Source organism: Emticicia sp. 17c, from assembly GCF_037153985.1.
In the GTDB taxonomy this organism is placed as follows: Bacteria; Bacteroidota; Bacteroidia; order Cytophagales; family Spirosomataceae; genus Emticicia.
This window is the reverse complement of record NZ_JBBAYI010000011.1, coordinates 57,328-75,891: the sequence shown is the minus strand read 5'-3', so window position 1 is coordinate 75,891 and position 18,564 is coordinate 57,328. Positions and strand designations below refer to the sequence as shown.

At 39.8% G+C, this 18,564-nt stretch carries 16 protein-coding genes; 8 read left to right on the top strand and 8 right to left on the bottom strand.

Annotated elements, in window-relative coordinates; genetic code table 11:
* The first annotated feature begins 6 nt into the window (after positions 1 to 6).
* The 4 genes from WAA15_RS19315 (at position 7) to WAA15_RS19300 (ending at position 4,077) form a co-directional block, all read left to right on the top strand.
* The gene (locus tag WAA15_RS19315) at positions 7 to 1,002 is read left to right on the top strand and encodes a DUF4249 domain-containing protein (protein WP_337044471.1); all 996 of its coding nucleotides are present in this window, start codon (positions 7 to 9) and stop codon (positions 1,000 to 1,002) included.
* 96 nt (positions 1,003 to 1,098) lie between these two features.
* Positions 1,099 to 1,482 carry a DUF3127 domain-containing protein gene (locus WAA15_RS19310; RefSeq protein WP_337044470.1) on the top strand — a complete coding sequence of 128 codons (384 nt, stop codon included), beginning with the start codon at positions 1,099 to 1,101 and terminating at the stop codon, positions 1,480 to 1,482.
* Positions 1,483 to 1,608: 126 nt separating this feature from the next.
* Positions 1,609 to 2,829, top strand: a complete 1,221-nt coding sequence (gene lysA, locus WAA15_RS19305) for a diaminopimelate decarboxylase (protein ID WP_337044607.1) — start codon at positions 1,609 to 1,611, stop codon at positions 2,827 to 2,829.
* A gap of 39 nt (positions 2,830 to 2,868) precedes the next feature.
* A complete protein-coding gene (locus WAA15_RS19300) occupies positions 2,869 to 4,077 on the top strand; it encodes an acyl-CoA dehydrogenase family protein (RefSeq protein WP_337044469.1) in 1,209 nt (402 codons plus the stop codon).
* A gap of 11 nt (positions 4,078 to 4,088) precedes the next feature.
* Here WAA15_RS19300 and WAA15_RS19295 read toward each other — a convergent pair whose 3' ends face one another.
* Complete coding sequence (locus tag WAA15_RS19295) at positions 4,089 to 4,700, bottom strand: DUF4230 domain-containing protein (RefSeq protein WP_337044468.1); 612 nt, start codon at positions 4,698 to 4,700, stop codon at positions 4,089 to 4,091.
* 222 nt (positions 4,701 to 4,922) lie between these two features.
* Here WAA15_RS19295 and WAA15_RS19290 point away from each other — a divergent pair, with 222 nt between their 5' ends.
* On the top strand, positions 4,923 to 5,486 hold the full coding sequence (locus WAA15_RS19290; protein WP_337044467.1) for a hypothetical protein: 564 nt from the start codon (positions 4,923 to 4,925) through the stop codon (positions 5,484 to 5,486).
* Positions 5,487 to 5,598: 112 nt separating this feature from the next.
* On the opposite strand, the gene WAA15_RS19285 is transcribed toward WAA15_RS19290, so the two are convergent.
* The 4 genes from WAA15_RS19285 to WAA15_RS19270 all read right to left on the bottom strand — a co-directional run bounded on the left by WAA15_RS19285 (position 5,599) and on the right by WAA15_RS19270 (position 12,934).
* Positions 5,599 to 8,952, bottom strand: coding sequence for a ThuA domain-containing protein (locus tag WAA15_RS19285; RefSeq protein ID WP_337044466.1), 3,354 nt, complete (start codon positions 8,950 to 8,952; stop codon positions 5,599 to 5,601).
* Between the two features lie 206 nt (positions 8,953 to 9,158).
* Positions 9,159 to 11,600, bottom strand: coding sequence for a glycoside hydrolase family 95 protein (locus tag WAA15_RS19280; RefSeq protein ID WP_337044465.1), 2,442 nt, complete (start codon positions 11,598 to 11,600; stop codon positions 9,159 to 9,161).
* A 169-nt stretch (positions 11,601 to 11,769) separates the two neighbouring features.
* Entirely contained in the window at positions 11,770 to 12,507 is a 738-nt protein-coding gene (locus WAA15_RS19275) for a sulfite exporter TauE/SafE family protein (RefSeq protein ID WP_337044464.1), read from the bottom strand.
* A 52-nt stretch (positions 12,508 to 12,559) separates the two neighbouring features.
* On the bottom strand, positions 12,560 to 12,934 hold the full coding sequence (locus tag WAA15_RS19270) for a winged helix-turn-helix domain-containing protein (protein WP_337044463.1): 375 nt from the start codon (positions 12,932 to 12,934) through the stop codon (positions 12,560 to 12,562).
* A gap of 200 nt (positions 12,935 to 13,134) precedes the next feature.
* Between WAA15_RS19270 and WAA15_RS19265 the strand changes: the two genes are divergently transcribed.
* Together WAA15_RS19265 and WAA15_RS19260 are read left to right on the top strand one after the other, a co-directional pair.
* The gene (locus WAA15_RS19265) at positions 13,135 to 13,635 is read left to right on the top strand and encodes a molybdopterin-dependent oxidoreductase (RefSeq protein WP_337044462.1); all 501 of its coding nucleotides are present in this window, start codon (positions 13,135 to 13,137) and stop codon (positions 13,633 to 13,635) included.
* Positions 13,636 to 13,713: 78 nt separating this feature from the next.
* The gene (locus WAA15_RS19260) at positions 13,714 to 14,526 is read left to right on the top strand and encodes a mechanosensitive ion channel family protein (protein ID WP_337044461.1); all 813 of its coding nucleotides are present in this window, start codon (positions 13,714 to 13,716) and stop codon (positions 14,524 to 14,526) included.
* Between the two features lie 57 nt (positions 14,527 to 14,583).
* Here the strand turns inward: WAA15_RS19260 and WAA15_RS19255 are convergent, their stop codons facing one another.
* The 3 genes from WAA15_RS19255 to WAA15_RS19245 all read right to left on the bottom strand — a co-directional run bounded on the left by WAA15_RS19255 (position 14,584) and on the right by WAA15_RS19245 (position 17,094).
* Entirely contained in the window at positions 14,584 to 14,802 is a 219-nt protein-coding gene (locus WAA15_RS19255; RefSeq protein WP_337044460.1) for a hypothetical protein, read from the bottom strand.
* A gap of 226 nt (positions 14,803 to 15,028) precedes the next feature.
* On the bottom strand, positions 15,029 to 16,405 hold the full coding sequence (locus tag WAA15_RS19250) for a sensor histidine kinase (RefSeq protein ID WP_337044459.1): 1,377 nt from the start codon (positions 16,403 to 16,405) through the stop codon (positions 15,029 to 15,031).
* Positions 16,402 to 17,094: a response regulator transcription factor gene (locus WAA15_RS19245; RefSeq protein WP_337044458.1), complete on the bottom strand. Its 693-nt coding sequence runs from the start codon at positions 17,092 to 17,094 to the stop codon at positions 16,402 to 16,404. Before WAA15_RS19245 ends, WAA15_RS19250 begins: the two co-directional genes overlap by 4 nt.
* Positions 17,095 to 17,559: 465 nt before the next feature.
* Here WAA15_RS19245 and WAA15_RS19240 point away from each other — a divergent pair, with 465 nt between their 5' ends.
* A complete protein-coding gene (locus WAA15_RS19240; protein ID WP_337044457.1) occupies positions 17,560 to 18,471 on the top strand; it encodes a hypothetical protein in 912 nt (303 codons plus the stop codon).
* Positions 18,472 to 18,564 lie beyond the last annotated feature (93 nt).

Sequence of the window (18,564 nt, the reverse complement as noted above, 5' to 3'; positions counted from 1 at the left end):
CATACTATGAGATACTGTATTCAAATATTATTGATAGGAATGCTAACAGGCTTATTGGCCTGTGATAGCCTCATTACAACTGTGCCTGAAAGTAAGCTCCCACGAGGCGCACAAAAACTGGTTATGCACTCTTATATTACGCCACAAGATACCGTAATTCTTGTAAAACTAACCACCTCAAGCCCGTTACTGGGTGTATACACAAACAATGGTTTTGGCTACACCATTGTTGGCAAAGACACTATTTTTTATACTGGTGGGCCTGTTGATAATGCCAGAGTAGTTTTGTCTGACTCCAAGCAGAATTCAGTTGTAATTCCTTACAATAAAACCGATGCGGTATATATGATTGATGCCCGCAGGTTTCCGATTAAAGCAGGTGAAACCTACACCCTAACAGCCGAAGCAACACTTGGCAAAATAGAAGCCAATTGCACTGTTCCTGTTGAGGTAGCTCCGATTACGGAATATCAGATTGACACAACATCTGTTGGGCAAGGCGAAGGAGTAGTAAAAACTTTTAATATAAATTTTAAATGGCAGGATATTACTGACCAGCCTAACTACTACTCTACCAAAATAAATGTACTGGCAACAATGTTAGTACCAGAAGCACGTGGAAATCAGTATGTTTACAACCCCCGACTTATCAGGTATAACGGCTATTGGACAGAAGATGTGGCGCATGAGCTTTATCAGAGCGACCTCAACCGAGATGGCAAAACCATTGAGTCACCTAAAGGAATTGTAAGCCTTTATTCGGAAATTGTGCGGGCAAACGGGCAAACATATCCTGTAAAATTCGGAGGTCAGAAAAGTATTGTTACACTTGAGGTACTTAACACCGACAAGAACTACTATAACTATCATCGGTCTGTAAGAAACAACAACCGTCAGGACGACAACCCCTTTGCCGAACCCGTACCTATCTTCTCGAATGTCAAAAACGGATTAGGTTGTTTTGCAGCATCAAATAAATCGGTTTTAAAGGTAGTTTATTAAACAACTCCGGTTTTATTTATGCCCTATGATTTGTATCTTTGCCCCCCAAAACTTGCCACAGCAAGCAATGAATTATATTAATTAAACTTATCAAAGATGGAAATCACAGGTAAAATTATACAGCTATTACCTTTACAAACCGGACAAGGAAAAAATGGTGTCTGGAAAAAACAGGATTTTGTTATCGAAACCGACGGACAATACCCTAAAAAAGTTTGTATTTCGGCATGGGGTGATAAAATCAGTGAAAATATGCTAACAGTAGGTAAAGAAGTTACGGTATCGTTCGATATTGAAAGCCGTGAGTTTAACGGGCGTTGGTATACCGATGTAAGAGCATGGAGAGTAGATGAGGCATCGGCATCAACAGCCGAAACTCCTTACTATGCCCCTCCTGCTGCCCCTGAAACAAATTCCAGAGCAGTTTCTTCTGAGTTTCTTGCTTCTGGCGGCGATAGTAAGGACGACCTCCCCTTTTAATACCACTCTTTTACTAGCGAATTAGCAAATAAAACCTTCAAGTGCTTCTGCTAACTCGCTAGTATGCTTAAAATCAGATATACTTCTTTATTTCAATTTCAAACACCTGTTTTTACAGAAACACCTATGTTCTCTATCCAGAATTTTACAGTTGAGTCATTAGCCCAGCAATTCGGAACCCCTCTGTATGTGTATGATGGCAATAAAATTGAGGCACAAATCAGCACCATGCGTGAAGCATTTGCAGGTACAAACCTCAAAATAAAATATGCCTGTAAAGCATTAACCAATATCAATATCATGAAACTAATGCGTAAGAATGGAGTAGATATTGATGTGGTTTCGATACAAGAGGCTCATTTGGCGATTCTGGCTGGATACGAACCCAACCAAATTCAGTATACACCCAGCGGCGTAGCTTTTTCAGAAGTGCAGGAGGCTGTAACGATGGGCTTACGAATGAATTTGGACTCGTTGCCTTTGCTCGAAAAATTCGGACAAACCTATGGCAATACGTTTCCTATCTGCTTGCGCATTAACCCGCATATCATGGAAGGAGGCACACTGAAAATTTCAACAGGCCATAAAGATTCCAAGTTTGGTATTTCGATTGAGCAAGCAAACGAAATCTACGACATTGTACAGAAATATGATTTACAGGTAGTAGGGTTGCACCAACATACAGGCTCTGATTTCAAGAATGCTCATGTTATTATTGAGGCTGCCGAAAAGTTGTTCGGCCTGGCTTTTCAATACTTCCCGAATCTTGAATTTATCGACTTGGGTTCTGGCTTTAAAGTGGCTTACAGAGAAGATGACCACGTAACCGATATGGAAAAACTAGGTAAAGGAGTAGTAAAGGTATTTAATGATTTTTGCCAACAATACGGTAAAGACGTGCAATTGTGGTTCGAGCCGGGTAAGTTTCTGGTGAGTGAGTGTGGGTATTTGCTTACTAGTGCTACGGTAGTGAAACATAATCCGGCACGTAATTTTGTTGGGGTTGATTCAGGATTAAACCACCTGATTAGACCCATGATGTACGATGCTTATCATGAAATTCTGAATGGCTCTAACCCTGACGGAACCGAAAAAGAAAAGTATGATATTGTAGGTTACATTTGCGAAACAGATACACTTGGAAAAGACCGTGACCTGCCAGTTGTACATGAAGGCGATATTATCGTGATTAAAAACGCCGGAGCTTATGGTTTCTCTATGGCTTCTAACTATAACTCACGTTTTCGTCCGGCTGAGGTAATGATTTATAATGGCAACGCCCAACTGATTCGGAAGCGAGAAACAATGGAAGATATTTTAAAAAATCAGGTTGTAGTTGAAGTATAGATTCTCTACATTTGAAACTGTAATTATTGACGCTTCATCATGACCGCTTCTGAACAAACTTTCCATCGCTCAAACAAGCAGGACGACTTCGAGTCGCCGGACTTTTACAGTATTGATGACCTGCTGACCGAAGAACATAAAATGATTCGTTCGGCCGTTAGGGAATTTGTTAAACGTGAAATTTCGCCTATCATTGAAGATGCTGCCCAACGTTGTGTTTTTCCTGAGCATATAGTAAAGAAGTTTGGTGAGCTTGGTGTATTTGGCCCGACAATTCCGGTTGAATATGGTGGGCAAGGGCTTGATTACATTTCGTATGGCTTAATGATGCAGGAAATAGAACGAGGCGATTCTGGCATGCGTTCTACGGCTTCGGTTCAGGGCTCTTTAGTGATGTTTCCTATTTACAAGTATGGTAGTGAAGAACAAAAACGTAAATTTTTGCCTAAACTTGCCAGCGGCGAATTTCTGGGATGTTTCGGTTTGACCGAACCTGATTTTGGTTCAAATCCGAGTGGGATGCTTAGTAATTTTAAAGACGATGGCGACCACGTGATTCTGAATGGTTCTAAAATGTGGATATCGAATGCCCCTAAAGCCGATGTAGCAGTGGTATGGGCTAAAAATGAACAAGGCCGCATTAAAGGCTTACTGGTAGAACGGGGCATGGAGGGTTTTAGTACACCTGAAATTCATGGTAAATGGTCGTTAAGGGCAAGTATTACCGGCGAACTTGTATTTGATAATGTGAGGGTTCCTAAAAGCAATATATTGCCCGACGCTGATGGGCTTAAAGCACCACTTTCGTGTCTGGATAATGCCCGCTATGGTATTGCATGGGGCGCATTAGGGGCCGCAATGGACTGCTATGAGTCGGCCCGTAAGTACTCGCTTGAACGCATACAGTTTGGTAAGCCTATCGGGGGCTTTCAGCTTACACAAAAGAAACTAGCCGAAATGCTGACAGAAATTACCAAAGCACAACTTGTTTGCTGGCGTTTGGGTACTTTAAAACAGCAAGGCAAAGCATCTTCTGCACATATATCATTAGCCAAACGTAATAATGTAGCTATGGCTCTCGACATTGCCCGCGAAGCAAGACAAATACATGGTGGGCTAGGTATTACAGGCGAGTATCCGATTATGCGTCATCAGATGAACCTCGAGTCGGTTGTTACTTACGAAGGCACGCACGACATCCATTTGCTTATTCTAGGAAATGCTATTACAGGTATTTCGGCTTTTTAACTTTCATTCATTTACTCTGCTAATGCACCCATACTCGAAACACCCAAGAGCTTAAACTCTATTTCCCAGTTTACGGCTGCTGCCAGTTGGCTCATCATAAGTTCTACCTGCCGATTAGCAATTTTGGGTAAATCGCTTTCCATCGCTTTTTCCTGCATTAGCTTTTTTGCTTCGTTCAGAATATTGGTATAATCTTCATGGCTGAATTTATTAAGCCAGCCATGGTCAATGTCATAAAATTTGTAGTCAGTATCTATTGACAACACCTCGGCTACCGGAAATGCTTCTACCAATAACTTTCGGGTGGTTTCGTCACGCCTTACTTTCATTTTGCCAAAATCGAACCCAACCGATACTTTTGCCCTTACTACTACCAAGGCTTTTTTATTGATTTTAAATAATCCCCAGAAATCCTTCCTGCTACTATGGTCATAAATCTCTGTAAAGTATCCTTCAGCAACAACTACTTTAAATACTTTTTCTATACGCTCCAGCAAAAGCGTCGACTCACGGCGTAGTTGCTCCCTGTTATCACGAATCTTCTTTCCGTAAATCCAGTTAAAAACCTGCCATGCAGCAATGCTTCCAACTACAAGAGCCAATATAAATAACACAAAATCCATCTTCTGAATAAACTTGTTTAGGTTAAGACGAAACTAAAGCCCGCTGGTTTCGTAATCAAAGATAAAAATATTTAATATCCAAAAACTATATTATTTAACTTACTATCAGTATTTTATATATAACCTACCTTATAATAAGTTTTTTTGATTAGCTACAAATCTATTTTTATTATTGACACAAGTTTATAAAAGATTCTTACTAACTATAACCCTATTACAAATATGAACTTTAACTTCCACAGCGATAATTTTTTTCTTCTGGCTCTGCAAACCATTTTAAATTGGGGGCTGGGCCTTACAGTATGGGCAATCTGGCTCATGTGGGTAACCGGATTCAGGTTTAATAAAGATAAAAGAAGAAAGTTTAATGAAAACGAACGGGCTTTCAGGGAAGAAGTTGACCAGAAATGGGAAGAGTACAGAGAACGAAATACATTTGTACATCATGGCAGAGTAGATACCGTTAATGAATATGGTGACGTAATCAGGAGTGATTATTACTCTAAACTTTCAACCCCCTTGCGAAGAAGTGTAAAATATACGTTAATTCTGACAGCACTATGCTATGGATATTGTTTTGTACTTGAAAAAATAGCCGACTATAATTCTTATCTGGGGATTCTAACTTTAGCTGCAACGGTTTATCTTGTCTGGCTAAAATTCAAAGATTATCTTCTCTACGATAAATGGTATATGAGATTTGTTTACAGTATTGCTTCTTATGTAACTGTATTTGTATCTATTTTACAGATTATTGATTCATTCGCTGGAACTAACAAAATATAGGCATCTGGTATAATTAATCTTAGCTATTTCTATCTACAAAAGCTCATTTGAATTATACAAAAAGGGAAGTGTCTTTGCAGGCACTTCCCTTCTTTATAACTTTTAAAACCAATTAGTTTACAAATTCAATGGTATTTACTGCAAATAAAGGTTTGCCTTCAGGCTTGGCGTTCTTGAATACAAAATAGATATTTTGTTCTCCGGCAGTATCTACTTTTATTTTGATTGGTGCCATACTTGCTTCCTGCACCTCGGCTGTGCCTACTACGGTTCCCGTAGGTGAGCCAAGTCTTACTTCAATGTTTCCGCCGACGGTCATACCTTTTTGCGAGAATGCTCCGATAATAATAGTTTTGACACCTGTCAGGTCAATACCTTTAAAGGCCAGGTAACTATCGTTGTCGGTAGCAACGGCAACATCGCCCCCTAATTGTTCAACTGTAAACTTCGATACAGCTTTTGCTTCATCATAAGTTACAGCTTTTAGTTTAGGGCTACGCAAAGCAATTGATTCAGAAGTAGTTAATGGGCCAATTACTTTACCACCTTTATCGGTATAAGTAGCCTGAATAATGTAAGCACCTTCTTTTTTGCCTTTGTGTGCTGCGGCATCATAAGCACCCGAAACAGGTTGAGAAGCCCTTCTGGTATCGTTCAATGAAAGAATATAGTCAACCATATCTCTGGCATCAGACATCGATAACTGAGGGTGAGCAGCCATTGCTTGTTCTCCCCATACACCACCACCACCTTTGATAACCTTTTCGGCTAACTGATTAATAGCGGTTTGGCCGCGACGGTATTTTTTCGCTACGTCCATATAAGCAGGCCCAATTGATTTTTTATCAACCGAGTGGCAGGCTTTACAGTCACTTAAATCAATAAGACGTTTGCCAGCGGCAAAATTCATATTCTCTTTGTGGCCTTGTTCCAGCATGGTTTTGTCATAACCTTCCAGATAATTAATATTTACTACTACATCTTCAGGGTCAATACCTTTGCTTAGTGTACCATCTTCTTTATCAGTCACTTTTACATCATAATTGATTTTTTGGTTATCGAAGAAGAAAGTCTTGTTACCGTTTACGGCAATATTAACTTTTGGTTCAGCATTACCTACTTTAATAATAGTAGTCTGCGACGATTTGTTACCAGCGGCATCAGTTACTGTCAGCACGACATTATATTCACCCGGTTTGGTAAAAGTAAATTTCGGATTCGGCTGTGTATTAACAGGTAAGCCTTTACCAAAATTCCAAGAATATTTCAGGGCATCTTTATCGTAATCGAGTGTTCCGGCCGACGAGAAAGCCACAGTTAACGGAGCGGCTCCTGCTTTTTTATCGGCTGATAAGCTAATTACAGGTTTTCTGTTACCCGGATTATACTCAATTACTGAAAGTGTTGCATCTTCGTTCTGAGCAAACCAGTTCATACCATAATCAAGCACAAACAGCCGACCATCTTTTGAGAAAGCCATATCCATCGGATGGTAAAAACGTGTACTAGGCATGAATCTTTCCATTCCTCTGTAATTTCCGTCTTTATCCATATCAATCAGATAAATCCAGTCACGCATCCATTCGTAAGCAAAGAATTTACCATCAAAATAACTTGGGAATCTCTTCGGATTATTAGTGTAGTCTTCTGAATAATAAACAGGGCCAGCCATTGGGTTACAACCGCCTTTACCAAATTCAGGATATTGTTTTGAAGGACCATATCCATAATAAATCCATGCTTTAGTAGCAGGCATTAACTCTTTCAGACCTGTATTATTAGGCGAATCGTTGATAGGCTTGGCAGCATCGTATTTTTCGCCTGATTCTTTGGTAGCAAAATTATAGTGGTTATAAGCAAAGTTATCACCTGTAAAGATTGGCCAGCCAAAGAAACCCGGTTTACGCGCCTGATTAAACTCAACAATGCCTTCGGGGCCTCGTTTATCGTTACCTTTTCCGGCATCAGGGCCTACATCACCCCAGTACAAATAACCATTGCGTTTATCGACTGAAATTCTGTAAGGGTTACGCATACCCATAGCATAAATTTCAGGGCGTGTTTTGTCGGTTCCTACCGGATACAAGTTACCTTCAGGAATGCTGTAAGTACCGTTATCTTCTGGTTTAATTCTTAGCACTTTCCCGCGTAAATCGTTGGTATTACCCGACGAACGAAGCGCGTCCCACCCCTCACGGCCTTGTTGAAAATCAATAGGAGCATATCCATCCGAAGCAAAAGGGTTGGTATCATCACCTGTCGAAAGGAACAGATTTCCTTTATTGTCCCAATCGATAGAACCACCCGTATGGCAGCATTCATCACGTTTCACGAATACTCTCAATAAAACTTTCTCTGACGACATCACTACTGTATCTTTCTTGTCGTCATAGACGAATCTCGACAAGAAATTATCTTTGGTAGCTTCACGTGTTTCGTCAGGAGTATAGTACATATAAATCCAATGGTTTTTCTCATAGTCGGGGTCAGCACCTACGCCCATCAAACCATATTCAAATTTTGTATAAACAGGCATTTGCCCTGCAACTTTCACTTTTTTAGTGGCCGGATTCCAAACTTTTACCGCACCTTTACGCTCTACAAAAATTACTTTACCGTTAGGTAATACGGCTAGCTCGGTTGGCTCGTTAAGGTTACTTGCCAAAGTAATACGCTCAAAACGGTTTTCTTCAGGAGCGCGAACCGAACGAGCTTTTGAGTAATCGAGTTTATTAGCCATTACCCATTTTAAACCTTGCCAGAAATGCTCGGTAATTAATGGCTCGCTGAAAGTTTCAGGCGTATGGCCAAAGTTTGAGTAAAAAGCTTTACCACCATCAAACTCATGATACCATGCCATTGGGTGGAAGTCACCCATTTTACCCATCTCGTAACTGCTTTCATCAACTCTTACAATAAATTTCAGAATATCTTTTTTCAAAGATTTGAAATCATAAAACTCATCGGTTTTCTCGAAAGTGTCAGGAAAATGCGCCGACGCTGGAAAAGTTTTGTCGAGGGTAATCATTTTCCCTTTTTGCACATTTGATACCCGACCACCCGGATGGCTGGCGAAATAGCCGCCCATCAGGTCGTTATACCACGGCCAGTTATATTCAGTATCAGAGGCAGCATGAATACCGAAGTATCCACCACCTGCTTGAATATAACGTTCAAAATCAGCTTGTTGGGCAGGATTCAGCACATCGCCGGTTGTACTTAGAAACACAACCGCATTGTAGTTTTTCAGGTTAGCTTCATTAAATTTGGTAGCATCGGTAGTTGTGTCAACAACAATACCTTGTTTTTTACCTAAATCAAGAAAAAACTGATTTCCTTCTTTAATTGAAGCATGATGAAAACCTTTTGTAAGAGAAAAAACCAGTATTCGTTTCTGTTGTGCAAAAGTAAATGCACTAACCAGCAAGAACACCAGCGTAAGGATAGGATTAAACTGTCTTTTCATTAGAATTACTCATATTTTTTATGGAAAGCAAATGTAATCAAAAAGCCAAAAATAAGCGTCATTAGTACATTAAAAAGTATTTTTTGGGGATAAAATATAAGATTCTATTGACGTAACACGAAAGGTTTACCCCGACAATTTATGGTCGTTGTCGGGATAAACCTCTGTACGAGTTTATAAAGTTTTAATCAGCTTGTAGCAATATGCTATTTGCCAGCTTTGAAGGTATATGTTTTTCCGGCCTGTGTAGCGAAATCATAAGTAAGCACCTCTCCTGTCATGCTCACATCATTTTTGACTTTAATTATAGGCTCTTTAATAGCCGCAGTCTGATAGAAAGGGTTAAGGTTTTTGCCTTTGGCTTTTTTCAAAGGTGTGGTCGATGTAAGCGTATTATGTACACGTAAGCGGCAGTTTCCGCCTATGTTTGATTTAATAACTAACTCCGACAGCTTGCCATTCTTCCAAACCATTTTTACAATTTCAAAGCCCCCTCTGGCTTTTAAGCCGCTAATGCTGCCCGCGGCCCATACATTTGGCAAGGCAGGTAGCAATTCAATTGCTCCATCATGGCTCTGCATAAGCATTTCGGCAATGCCAGCAGTACAACCAAAATTACCATCAATCTGAAACGGTGGGTGCGCATCAAAAAGGTTATCATAAGTTCCTCCACCCTGTCGGCCCGGCACTTCGGCAGGCGATAACTGGTCGGTAATAAGTTTATATGCTCTGTTTCCGTTCATTAATCTGGCCCACCAGTTTACTTTCCAGCCCATTGACCAACCGGTGGAAACATCGCCTCTGAAAACAAGTGAGGTATGCGCTGCGGCAAACAAATCGGGGTGTTGATAAGGAGAAATCTGGTTTGACGGGTATAAACCATACAAATGCGATATATGCCGATGCTGGTCTTTAGGGTCGTCGAGGTCTTCGAGCCATTCCTGTAATTGCCCGTGCTGTCCTATCTGCATAGGAGGCATTTTTTGCAGTTTATCTTGTACCTGATTTGCAAACTCTGCATCTGTCTTTAAAATTTTTGCAGCCTGTATAAAATTAGAGAATACATCAAATACCAGTTGGTTATCCATAGTAGCTCCGGCAGTAATTGAAGATTTCGGACGGCCCGCCGGTGAGTTTTCGGGTGAAGTACTAGGGGTAACAACTAACCAGTGATTAGTGGGTTCTTCTACCAGAAAATCGTGGTAAAAAGTGGCAATACCTTTTAGAATAGGATAATTTTTTTGCAAAAAGGCTTTATCGCCACTATATAAATAATGTTGCCATAAATGCTGGCTCAGCCATGCTCCTCCCATAGGCCACATTCCCCAGAAAGCACCGTCGACCGCACCATTTATACGCCATAAGTCGGTATTATGGTGTGCAACCCAACCTCTGGCTCCATACATAGTGCGAGCAGTTGTAACCCCCGTCTCTGCAAGTTCACGTACCATCTCAAACAAAGGTTCGTGGGTTTCAGCCAGATTAGTCAGTTCGGCCGGCCAGTAGTTCATCTCAGTATTAATATTGATAGTATATTTACTATCCCACGGCGGATTCACAGAGCCATTCCAGATCCCTTGCAAATTGGCTGGTTGCCCTCCTGCGCGTGAAGAAGATATGAGTAAATACCTGCCAAACTGGAAATACAGCGATACCAGCGCGGGGTCGTTGCCTTTTGCAAAGGCACTAAGACGCTCGTCGGTAGGTAGCTTTGCGGCCTCTGTTGTACCTAAATCGAGCTTTACACGCTTAAACAAACGTTGGTACTCTTTAATATGGTTATTAAATAAAATAGTGTAGGGTATTTTTTCGGCTTTAGCCATATAAGCCTCGGCTCTTTTTGTTTCATCAGCACTGATGTCATGATAATTCACGAAGTTTGTAGCCACTGATACTAACAACGTAACTGCCGAAGCATTTTCAACAGTCAGGCTGGTATCATTTTTAATTGTTTTTCCGTCGTTAGCCAATATTTTTGTAATGGTCCGAAAACGGACTTCTCCTTTTACACCTTCGTGGTCTTTACCTAAGCCCGACATCCAGACAGCGTTTTTTGTAGCCTTTACATCTTTTTTAAAGGGGCTACTCATGGCTACACTGAACGACAAACTTTTAGGTTTATTGGCATTCAACCGAATAACCATTACCTGATCAGGAATAGAAACAAAGGTTGTACGGGTGTATTTTACGCCATTTGACTGATAGGTGGTGGTTTGAATAGCCTGCTCAATATCCAGTTCTCTCCTATAATCGGTATATTTTTCGTGTGTAGGAAATGCTAATTTTACAGCCCCAACTGGCAGAAACATTTGGCCGTGGTCGCGTTTGGCAATAATAGATTTCTGTGCCAAATCCTGAGCTTCCTGACTTTTACCTTCAAAAATAAGCTGACGAATCGCCGGTAATGCAGCTAATGCATCGGGGTTATCATTCCGGCTAGGGCTACCCGACCAAAACGATGACTCATTTAATTGCAGGGTTTCATTTGTTACATTTCCGTAAACCATGGCCCCTATCCGACCGTTTCCAATAGGTAATGCTTTCGTCCAGACAGTATTTGCAGGTTGTTTGTACCATAATTTAAGGTTTCCTTGTTGGGCTTGCAGTGCCGTAGAAAGCATCAATAGCAGCACAATAATTTTTTTCATACGAGTGGCTAAAGGGGGTTGAGGAATGAAAAACGCTTTATTATGTGTCAGAATAACACAACATTCGCGAACAAAGATAGTATTCCTATTGAAAGATAGTAATACGAAATTAGATTTTTCTTATTTATCCAATATTTTTCATCTGCTATGGAAGGAATTTAACGGGCTTTCAGGTTAAAAATAGTTTCAGACAAGCTATTGTCAAGCCTATTGCCAATAAATACCGAAGTGTAGGAACATTAAAACGCTGGCTACCAAAATACGAGCCTAGTAAACCGCCAATAATAGTGGCTCCTACCGCCCATTGTAAATCTGGTGTTAGGTGGATTCCGCCTTTTGACAACTGCCCATATAAACCCGACAAAGAGTTAACAAATATAAACAATGCCGATACCGCGGCTGTTTCTTTTAATTTTGCCCATCGCATCAGTAACATGAGCGGACTTAAAATAATACCTCCACCAATGCCTATCATTCCCGAAACCAGCCCTATGAGCATACCCGAAACCAAGCCAGCCCACAAAGGAATGGGTCTGTTAGAGGCTTCTTCTCCCTTAAACTGGTAAAGCAATCGTGCTATTGAAATAAGAATACAAACGCCCAGAATTTTTTTGTAGATACTATCGGGCAATACCATTGTACCGCCCAAATAGGCCATAGGTATGCTAGCCAATGCAAACGGAAGAAACAAATTAAACTTAAAATGCCCTGCACGATAAAACCCTATGAATGAAAATAAGGAAACTGCCAGATTCATGACCAACGCTGACGATTTCATCATGGAGGGGGCTATGCCTACCAGTGCCATTACTGCCAGATACCCGCTTGCTCCTCCATGTCCTACGGATGAATAAAGAAATGCTACAAGAGCTAGCGCAAGCAGTAAAAGTAGAAAAGTGTAATCCATCGTATCGTTATGTTTTTACAAATATAGCGCAATATCTATATCTGACCCCTTTCTACTGGCGGCGATTAGTTAATTTTTCAGTTTCCAGTGCCATAAACTCCTGAAAGCGTTGTTGCAAGGCTTTGTATTCGTTTATAGCCCGAACCCCTTCGTCTGTTACCGAAGCTCCACCACCTTGCTTTCCGCCTACTTGAGTAACCACCAATGGCTTTGCTGCCTGCGTATTCATGGAGGTAATTAAATCCCAAGCTCTTTTATATGACATATTCATGGCTTGTGCCGCCTTTGAAATAGAACCTTGCTCAATAATTAGCTCTAATAACTGAATACGTCCTTTCCCCAGAAAACGCTCCGAACCGTCGGCCCGTTCAATCCAGATTGTTCCGGCAACTCTGATATTTTCAGGATTTTCCACCAGATTTTGCATATTGTTCAAGATAAATAATATATGAATGGCTCTGGCAAAAATAACGGAAAGTGAACAGACATGAATTAAAAACTTCGGCACTTATGGTCTTTACTGCAAAACCATTTATATTTGAATCGTTATATTTTAAAAAACATAACGATTCAAATCCTTACAAAAATCTCTTTCATATACTTTTCAATCATTAAATTCAAAGATTCATGAAAAAACACTTCTGCTTATTAGCATCATTTTTAACTTTTATATTTCTAGCTAACGCTGTTTTTGCTCAGACGGCTTCTATGCTAAAAGTTGAGGGCGAAGTTGAAAAACCTCTGACACTTTCTGAAAAAGATTTAATGAACTTACCAAGAACAGAAGTAACGGGTAAAGATAAAGACGGCAAAGAACACCTTTACAGTGGTGTGCTGGTAGCTGAAATTCTGAAACAGGCTGGTACTCCGCTTGGGGGCCAGTTAAGAGGCAAAAACCTGACTAAATACTTGCTTATAAAAGCAAATGATGGGTATGAGGTGGTGTTTGCATTGCCTGAACTTGACTCTGAATTTACTGACCAGATTATTTTGCTGGCTGATAAAGTTGATGGCAAACCTTTGCCTAAGGGTGAGGGGCCTTTCCGTCTGGTAGTACCAAAAGATAAAAAACACGCCCGCTGGATACGGGAAGTTGTATCAATAAAAGTGGTTTCGGCGAAAGAATAAGCACTATAAAGTAGTAGATATTAGTAATTTATGGAGGGTTAGTTTATTTTTGTGGCATCAAAAACATCCACAAATACTATGCAAGGTTTCTTTCTTGACTTCTTCCATTCGGTAAGCATTGTTCTGATTTTGATTGGCGCGCTGGTTTTGTCGCAGCTATCGCGCAAGGGCTTGAACCGCTATGCAAGAATCACTTCGGCTAATATCCGTATCAATCCTACTACTTTTAGTTTTCTTAAAAATGCTATTAGCTTTGTTATTTTTGGCTTAGCTATTATTGTTATCTTACACCTGATTCCGGGTCTTGAGAAACTGGCTACTACCTTGTGGGCCAGCGCAGGAATTTTATCGGTTGTGATTGGCTTGGCTACTCAGCAAACTTTCGGAAACATTGTGAGCGGTATTTTTATTGTTATCTACAAGCCTTTTCGCATCGGTGACACCATTCAGTTACCAAACGGGAATCATGGCATAGTGGCCGACATCACGCTTCAGTACACAGTCATTAATAATGCTGAAAACAGGCACATCATAGTGCCTAATGCTGTTATCACCCGCGACTACGTGATAAACTCAACTATTATTGACGATAAGGTTTGTAATCAGATCGACATAAAAATTATTACGCAAGACCTTGAAGCTGCTATGGATTTGCTCAAGCAAATTGCTATGAGCCATCCTGATTTTTATGACCCGCAACAATCTGATATTTCTGAAGTTAAGGCCAGAAATATTGTTCCTGCGCAGGTTCAGGTGGTTGACTTGGCTGACAACTGGGTTACACTGCGCCTCAGTGTCTGGTGCAAATCTTCTACTAAGGCGTTTTCCATGAAGTCGGACCTGCTTTTCTCTATCAAAAAACAGTTTGATGCTAAAGGTATCAGAATATAAAAATAATAGGGGCTGCCCTACTGTGAGGCACCCCCTATTATTGCGTTTCAAAAAACCTTATGCTGCTTTTTTACCTTTTTTATGATGGTGTTTTTTCGAGCCATCTGCCATTTTCTGCTCATTATTCGCTTCTTTCTTTTCTACTTTAGCTGCTGATTTCTCGTGTTGTTTTTCTGCTTTAGGGGTTTGTTTTTTGTTTCCTCCTTTAGCAAAGGTAAGTGCTGGTGCAAAAAGTGTAGCAACTGCTAATGCTGCTAACAAAACTGATTTTTTCATGTGCTTAGTAGTTTAAATGGATGTGTTCTCCTGTTTGGCGAACTTTCTGCATCAAAGGTCAGCACTGTTCATTAAAACCATCATAAACAGAAATTAAATGGGAATTAAAGATTTTTTTATAAAAAACTGGTGCAAGCGTATGACGGAATGGTATTCCGTCGGGCAAGGCCAAAGTATCTTCTATTACCTACAATATTATTGTATTTAGCCTTATTAAAGGTGATTCTCAGTTATTATCGGCATTAGGCAACTGCACTACAACTTTTGTTCCTTCATTCAGCTTACTATCAATACTTATTTTGCCTTTGTGCAATTCTACAATTTTATTACAGACCGAAAGTCCTATGCCAAAACCTGAAATATTAAGCGCATTTTTTGAACGATAAAAAGGCTCGAAAATATTAGAAATATCTTCTGCCGGAATCCCGATTCCTTCATCCTTGATACTCACAAGTGTATGAGTTTTAGTGAAGTCAATTATAACTACAGCCTGTTGCATAGGCGAATACTTACAGGCATTATCTATCAGGTTAATAAAGGTCGTTTTCAGTAATGCCTCATTACCAAAAACAATAATCGAATATTCGTTTTCAGGTTCCTGCGCATACTCTACAATAATACGGTAATCGGGTTTACTAAGGCTTAGCTCATCTTGTGCCTGAAAAATAATGTCATCAATACGAACCTCTGCAAAATTAATCAATGGCGATTTAAAGGGCCTGACAATTTGCAAAAGGTCATTTGAAAGATTAATAAGACGATTAATATCCTGACGGATATTGCGTAGTATGCCTTTGTGTTGTTCTATGCTTAGGTTTTCTTCAAGACTAATTTCTACTTCCGATTTTAAGGCTGCAAGTGGCGTACGAAGTTCATGCGATGCGTGCGAGACAAAACTTTTCTGCAATTCAAAAGATTGTTCGAGCCGCGACAGCATCTTGTTAAACGCCGAAGCCAGCAAACCTATCTCGTTTTTGCTATCATGCCCTTCAATGCGCTGACGCAAATTATTTGCCGTAATCGTACTTAATTTACTGATAAACATATTAACTGGTTTCAATGCGTTTCCGGCAAAGAAAATCCCTAATAATATCGTAATCAGAATCCCGATAATAAGACCAGTAATTAAGGTATCACGAAGGTTCCTTAACTTACTTCTTCCGAATTTGTCGTATGCTGAAGCCAACACTACATAATGCTGGTCGTTCAGGTCATAAACCAACCCCAACGATTCGTTTTCGGGTTTGTCAGTAAATTCAATATATTTTGCCTTTCTTACTTCATCCAGAAGTTTTGCATCATAATTAATCACAATATCATCGATATTGCTATAAAGCAATTCATTTGTATCAGAAAAAATCAGGATTTTTTCCTCATTTAAGGTAGTAAGCGTATTCTTATCGATAATGCGAAGTAAGGCACGGTCAATCTCATCAACTTTAATAAAAAACGAAGCCGTAGTAAGTGCTTTATTTTTGAGCCGCTCGAAAAACTCTTCTTCGCGATACATGGCAGACTGCTCATAGATTATCCATGAAAACAATGACAATAAACTAGCTACAATTATCGAAAACTGAATGGCTATTTTTGTTTGTATTTTCATGCGCTCTCTCTAATCATGTACCCTAATCCGGGGCGGGTATGAATCAGTTTAGGTTCAAAACCTTTGTCAATTTTACGACGCAGAATATTAATATACACTTCTATCACATTAGTACCTGTATCGAAATGAATATCCCACACATTGGTTGCAATTTCTGGCTTAGAAATAATCCTGCCTTGATTTCTGACTAAAAACAACAAGAAGTCATACTCGCGTGCGGTAAGCCTTATTTCTTTACCTGCCCTTTTCACAAGTTTACTATCCAGAAAAATCTCCAAATCGGCAATGCGTACCGAGTTACCTATGTTTTCAGGCTCTGTATTATTATGTCTTAAAGCCACAAGAACTCTATGGTATAGTTCTCTGAAATCAAAAGGCTTCACAATATAATCGTCGGCCCCAGCTTCAAAACCTTCAATTTTATCCTCAATTTCACTCATGGCTGTTAACATAAGTATCGGGAGGGTAGGTTTGAACGACCTAATGCTTTTACATACTTCAAACCCGTTCATTTCAGGAAGGTTAATATCCAGAATAATCAAGTCGAAATCAACTGCTTCTGCACGTCTTAACCCGAGTGTACCGTTATAAGCTACCTCAATTTCAAATCCTTTGTTAGTCAGTCCACGCGTTAATAATTGTGCTATACGTTGGTCATCTTCAATGACCAGAATTTTTTTTGCCGACATTTCCATTCACAAGCTTTATTATTATTCAGTTTCAGAGCAAGCCCTGCTTTATGTTCCAATATATAAATTTTTTATTAATATCAGTCAACAAAGTGGCCTTAAAAGTGTGCTGTTGAGTAAAAAAACTACCTGATATTGAATCTGGAACTATTTTACAGGACTCATATACGAATTACTCTTAGCCAAAGATACAACGCCTTGAAGTCTTATTTTAACTGTTTATTTTTTTTTAATTTTTTTCTAACGAAGAATTAAGGTACATTTTCAGGTCTGAAAAGAATTATGCCTTAAAATTGTAATGCGGTTAAGAATATCCCGCTACTGAAACTACTTTTTGATAATAAACGATTTCCGTTAAGAAAAAAACAGGTATAAATCATTATTTTATTTACTTGCTTTTTTACAAAATACTTAACTTCGCAGCGCTATACGTTTATTATTCAGCTTTCCTAAATCTATAAAAAAATGAATCAACAACCATCAGAACATCAGACCAAAACCTATGCCGCTGCTATTAGCATTTTGTTCTTGCTTTCGCTACTATGGGGTGGTTACCATTGGCGCTTGGGAGGTTCGTTAAAAAAAGAAAATGAGGTACTTAGCAAGCGTACCGACTCGCTTAAAGTAGTACGCGATAATCTTCAGAAAGAATTACAGAGCATTTCGGCAGAACTTGAAGCAGCCACAGCCAATAACCAGTCTCTTTCGGCTTCGTTAAATAGCATCAATGAGAAACTGGCAGAAAAAGACAGGGTAATAGGTCGCTTACAAAAAGATAATCAGTCGTTAAATAGCCTTAGAAATCAGGTAACCGAACTGAAAAAACTGAGAGAATCCTTGAGTAACGAATTAGCTCTCGTAAAGCAGGAAAATGCACAACTCAGGGCTGACAACAACAGGCTAACAAGAGAAAATGAAGACCTGAAACGGCAGAACGACGATAGAACCGCTAATAGTTATTTACCCAAAGAGTCAGGGGCTACCACAACCTTATTAGGTGCCAATGCCTTTCGGGTCGATGTGATGCGAAGAAAGGAAAATCTGACCGTTAAAGGGCGCAGGGCGCGCGAAATAGCTATTATGTTTGACCTGCCCGAAGGAGCCAAAGGAAGCGCAGACGAAATTGTTTACCTAAGCCTGAAAGATATTACGCAACAGCCCCTGAAGGACGCAAAGGCTAAATTGGTTAATGTAGATTTAAAAGGTGTCATGAACCCTGTTACAGTACACTTGGCAAAAGCCGTTGATTTTACTAATAACCCTCAACGTGTAACATTAAGATATAAACTGGATGAAAAACTGAAATCAGGTGTATATATAGCCGAGCTTTTTACGGAAAAAGTATTTGTTGGAAAGGTTGAGTTCCGTTTAAAATAAGAGTTCTGGCAATTTAAAAAACAGCGTATTTTAGCTTTGGGATTCATATTGACAAAATTGGTAAAGATTGCAATTATCTTTACCAATTTCTTT

Bases quoted from the DNA above. Each gene is read 5' to 3' on its own strand.
- WAA15_RS19315 (WP_337044471.1), top strand. From the start codon at position 7: ATGAGATACTGTATTCAAATATTATTGATAGGAATGCTAACAGGCTTA.
- WAA15_RS19310 (WP_337044470.1), top strand. From the start codon at position 1,099: ATGGAAATCACAGGTAAAATTATACAGCTATTACCTTTACAAACCGGA.
- lysA (WP_337044607.1), top strand. From the start codon at position 1,609: ATGTTCTCTATCCAGAATTTTACAGTTGAGTCATTAGCCCAGCAATTC.
- WAA15_RS19300 (WP_337044469.1), top strand. From the start codon at position 2,869: ATGACCGCTTCTGAACAAACTTTCCATCGCTCAAACAAGCAGGACGAC.
- WAA15_RS19295 (WP_337044468.1), bottom strand. From the start codon at position 4,700: ATGGATTTTGTGTTATTTATATTGGCTCTTGTAGTTGGAAGCATTGCT.
- WAA15_RS19290 (WP_337044467.1), top strand. From the start codon at position 4,923: ATGAACTTTAACTTCCACAGCGATAATTTTTTTCTTCTGGCTCTGCAA.
- WAA15_RS19285 (WP_337044466.1), bottom strand. From the start codon at position 8,952: ATGAAAAGACAGTTTAATCCTATCCTTACGCTGGTGTTCTTGCTGGTT.
- WAA15_RS19280 (WP_337044465.1), bottom strand. From the start codon at position 11,600: ATGAAAAAAATTATTGTGCTGCTATTGATGCTTTCTACGGCACTGCAA.
- WAA15_RS19275 (WP_337044464.1), bottom strand. From the start codon at position 12,507: ATGGATTACACTTTTCTACTTTTACTGCTTGCGCTAGCTCTTGTAGCA.
- WAA15_RS19270 (WP_337044463.1), bottom strand. From the start codon at position 12,934: ATGCAAAATCTGGTGGAAAATCCTGAAAATATCAGAGTTGCCGGAACA.
- WAA15_RS19265 (WP_337044462.1), top strand. From the start codon at position 13,135: ATGAAAAAACACTTCTGCTTATTAGCATCATTTTTAACTTTTATATTT.
- WAA15_RS19260 (WP_337044461.1), top strand. From the start codon at position 13,714: ATGCAAGGTTTCTTTCTTGACTTCTTCCATTCGGTAAGCATTGTTCTG.
- WAA15_RS19255 (WP_337044460.1), bottom strand. From the start codon at position 14,802: ATGAAAAAATCAGTTTTGTTAGCAGCATTAGCAGTTGCTACACTTTTT.
- WAA15_RS19250 (WP_337044459.1), bottom strand. From the start codon at position 16,405: ATGAAAATACAAACAAAAATAGCCATTCAGTTTTCGATAATTGTAGCT.
- WAA15_RS19245 (WP_337044458.1), bottom strand. From the start codon at position 17,094: ATGTCGGCAAAAAAAATTCTGGTCATTGAAGATGACCAACGTATAGCA.
- WAA15_RS19240 (WP_337044457.1), top strand. From the start codon at position 17,560: ATGAATCAACAACCATCAGAACATCAGACCAAAACCTATGCCGCTGCT.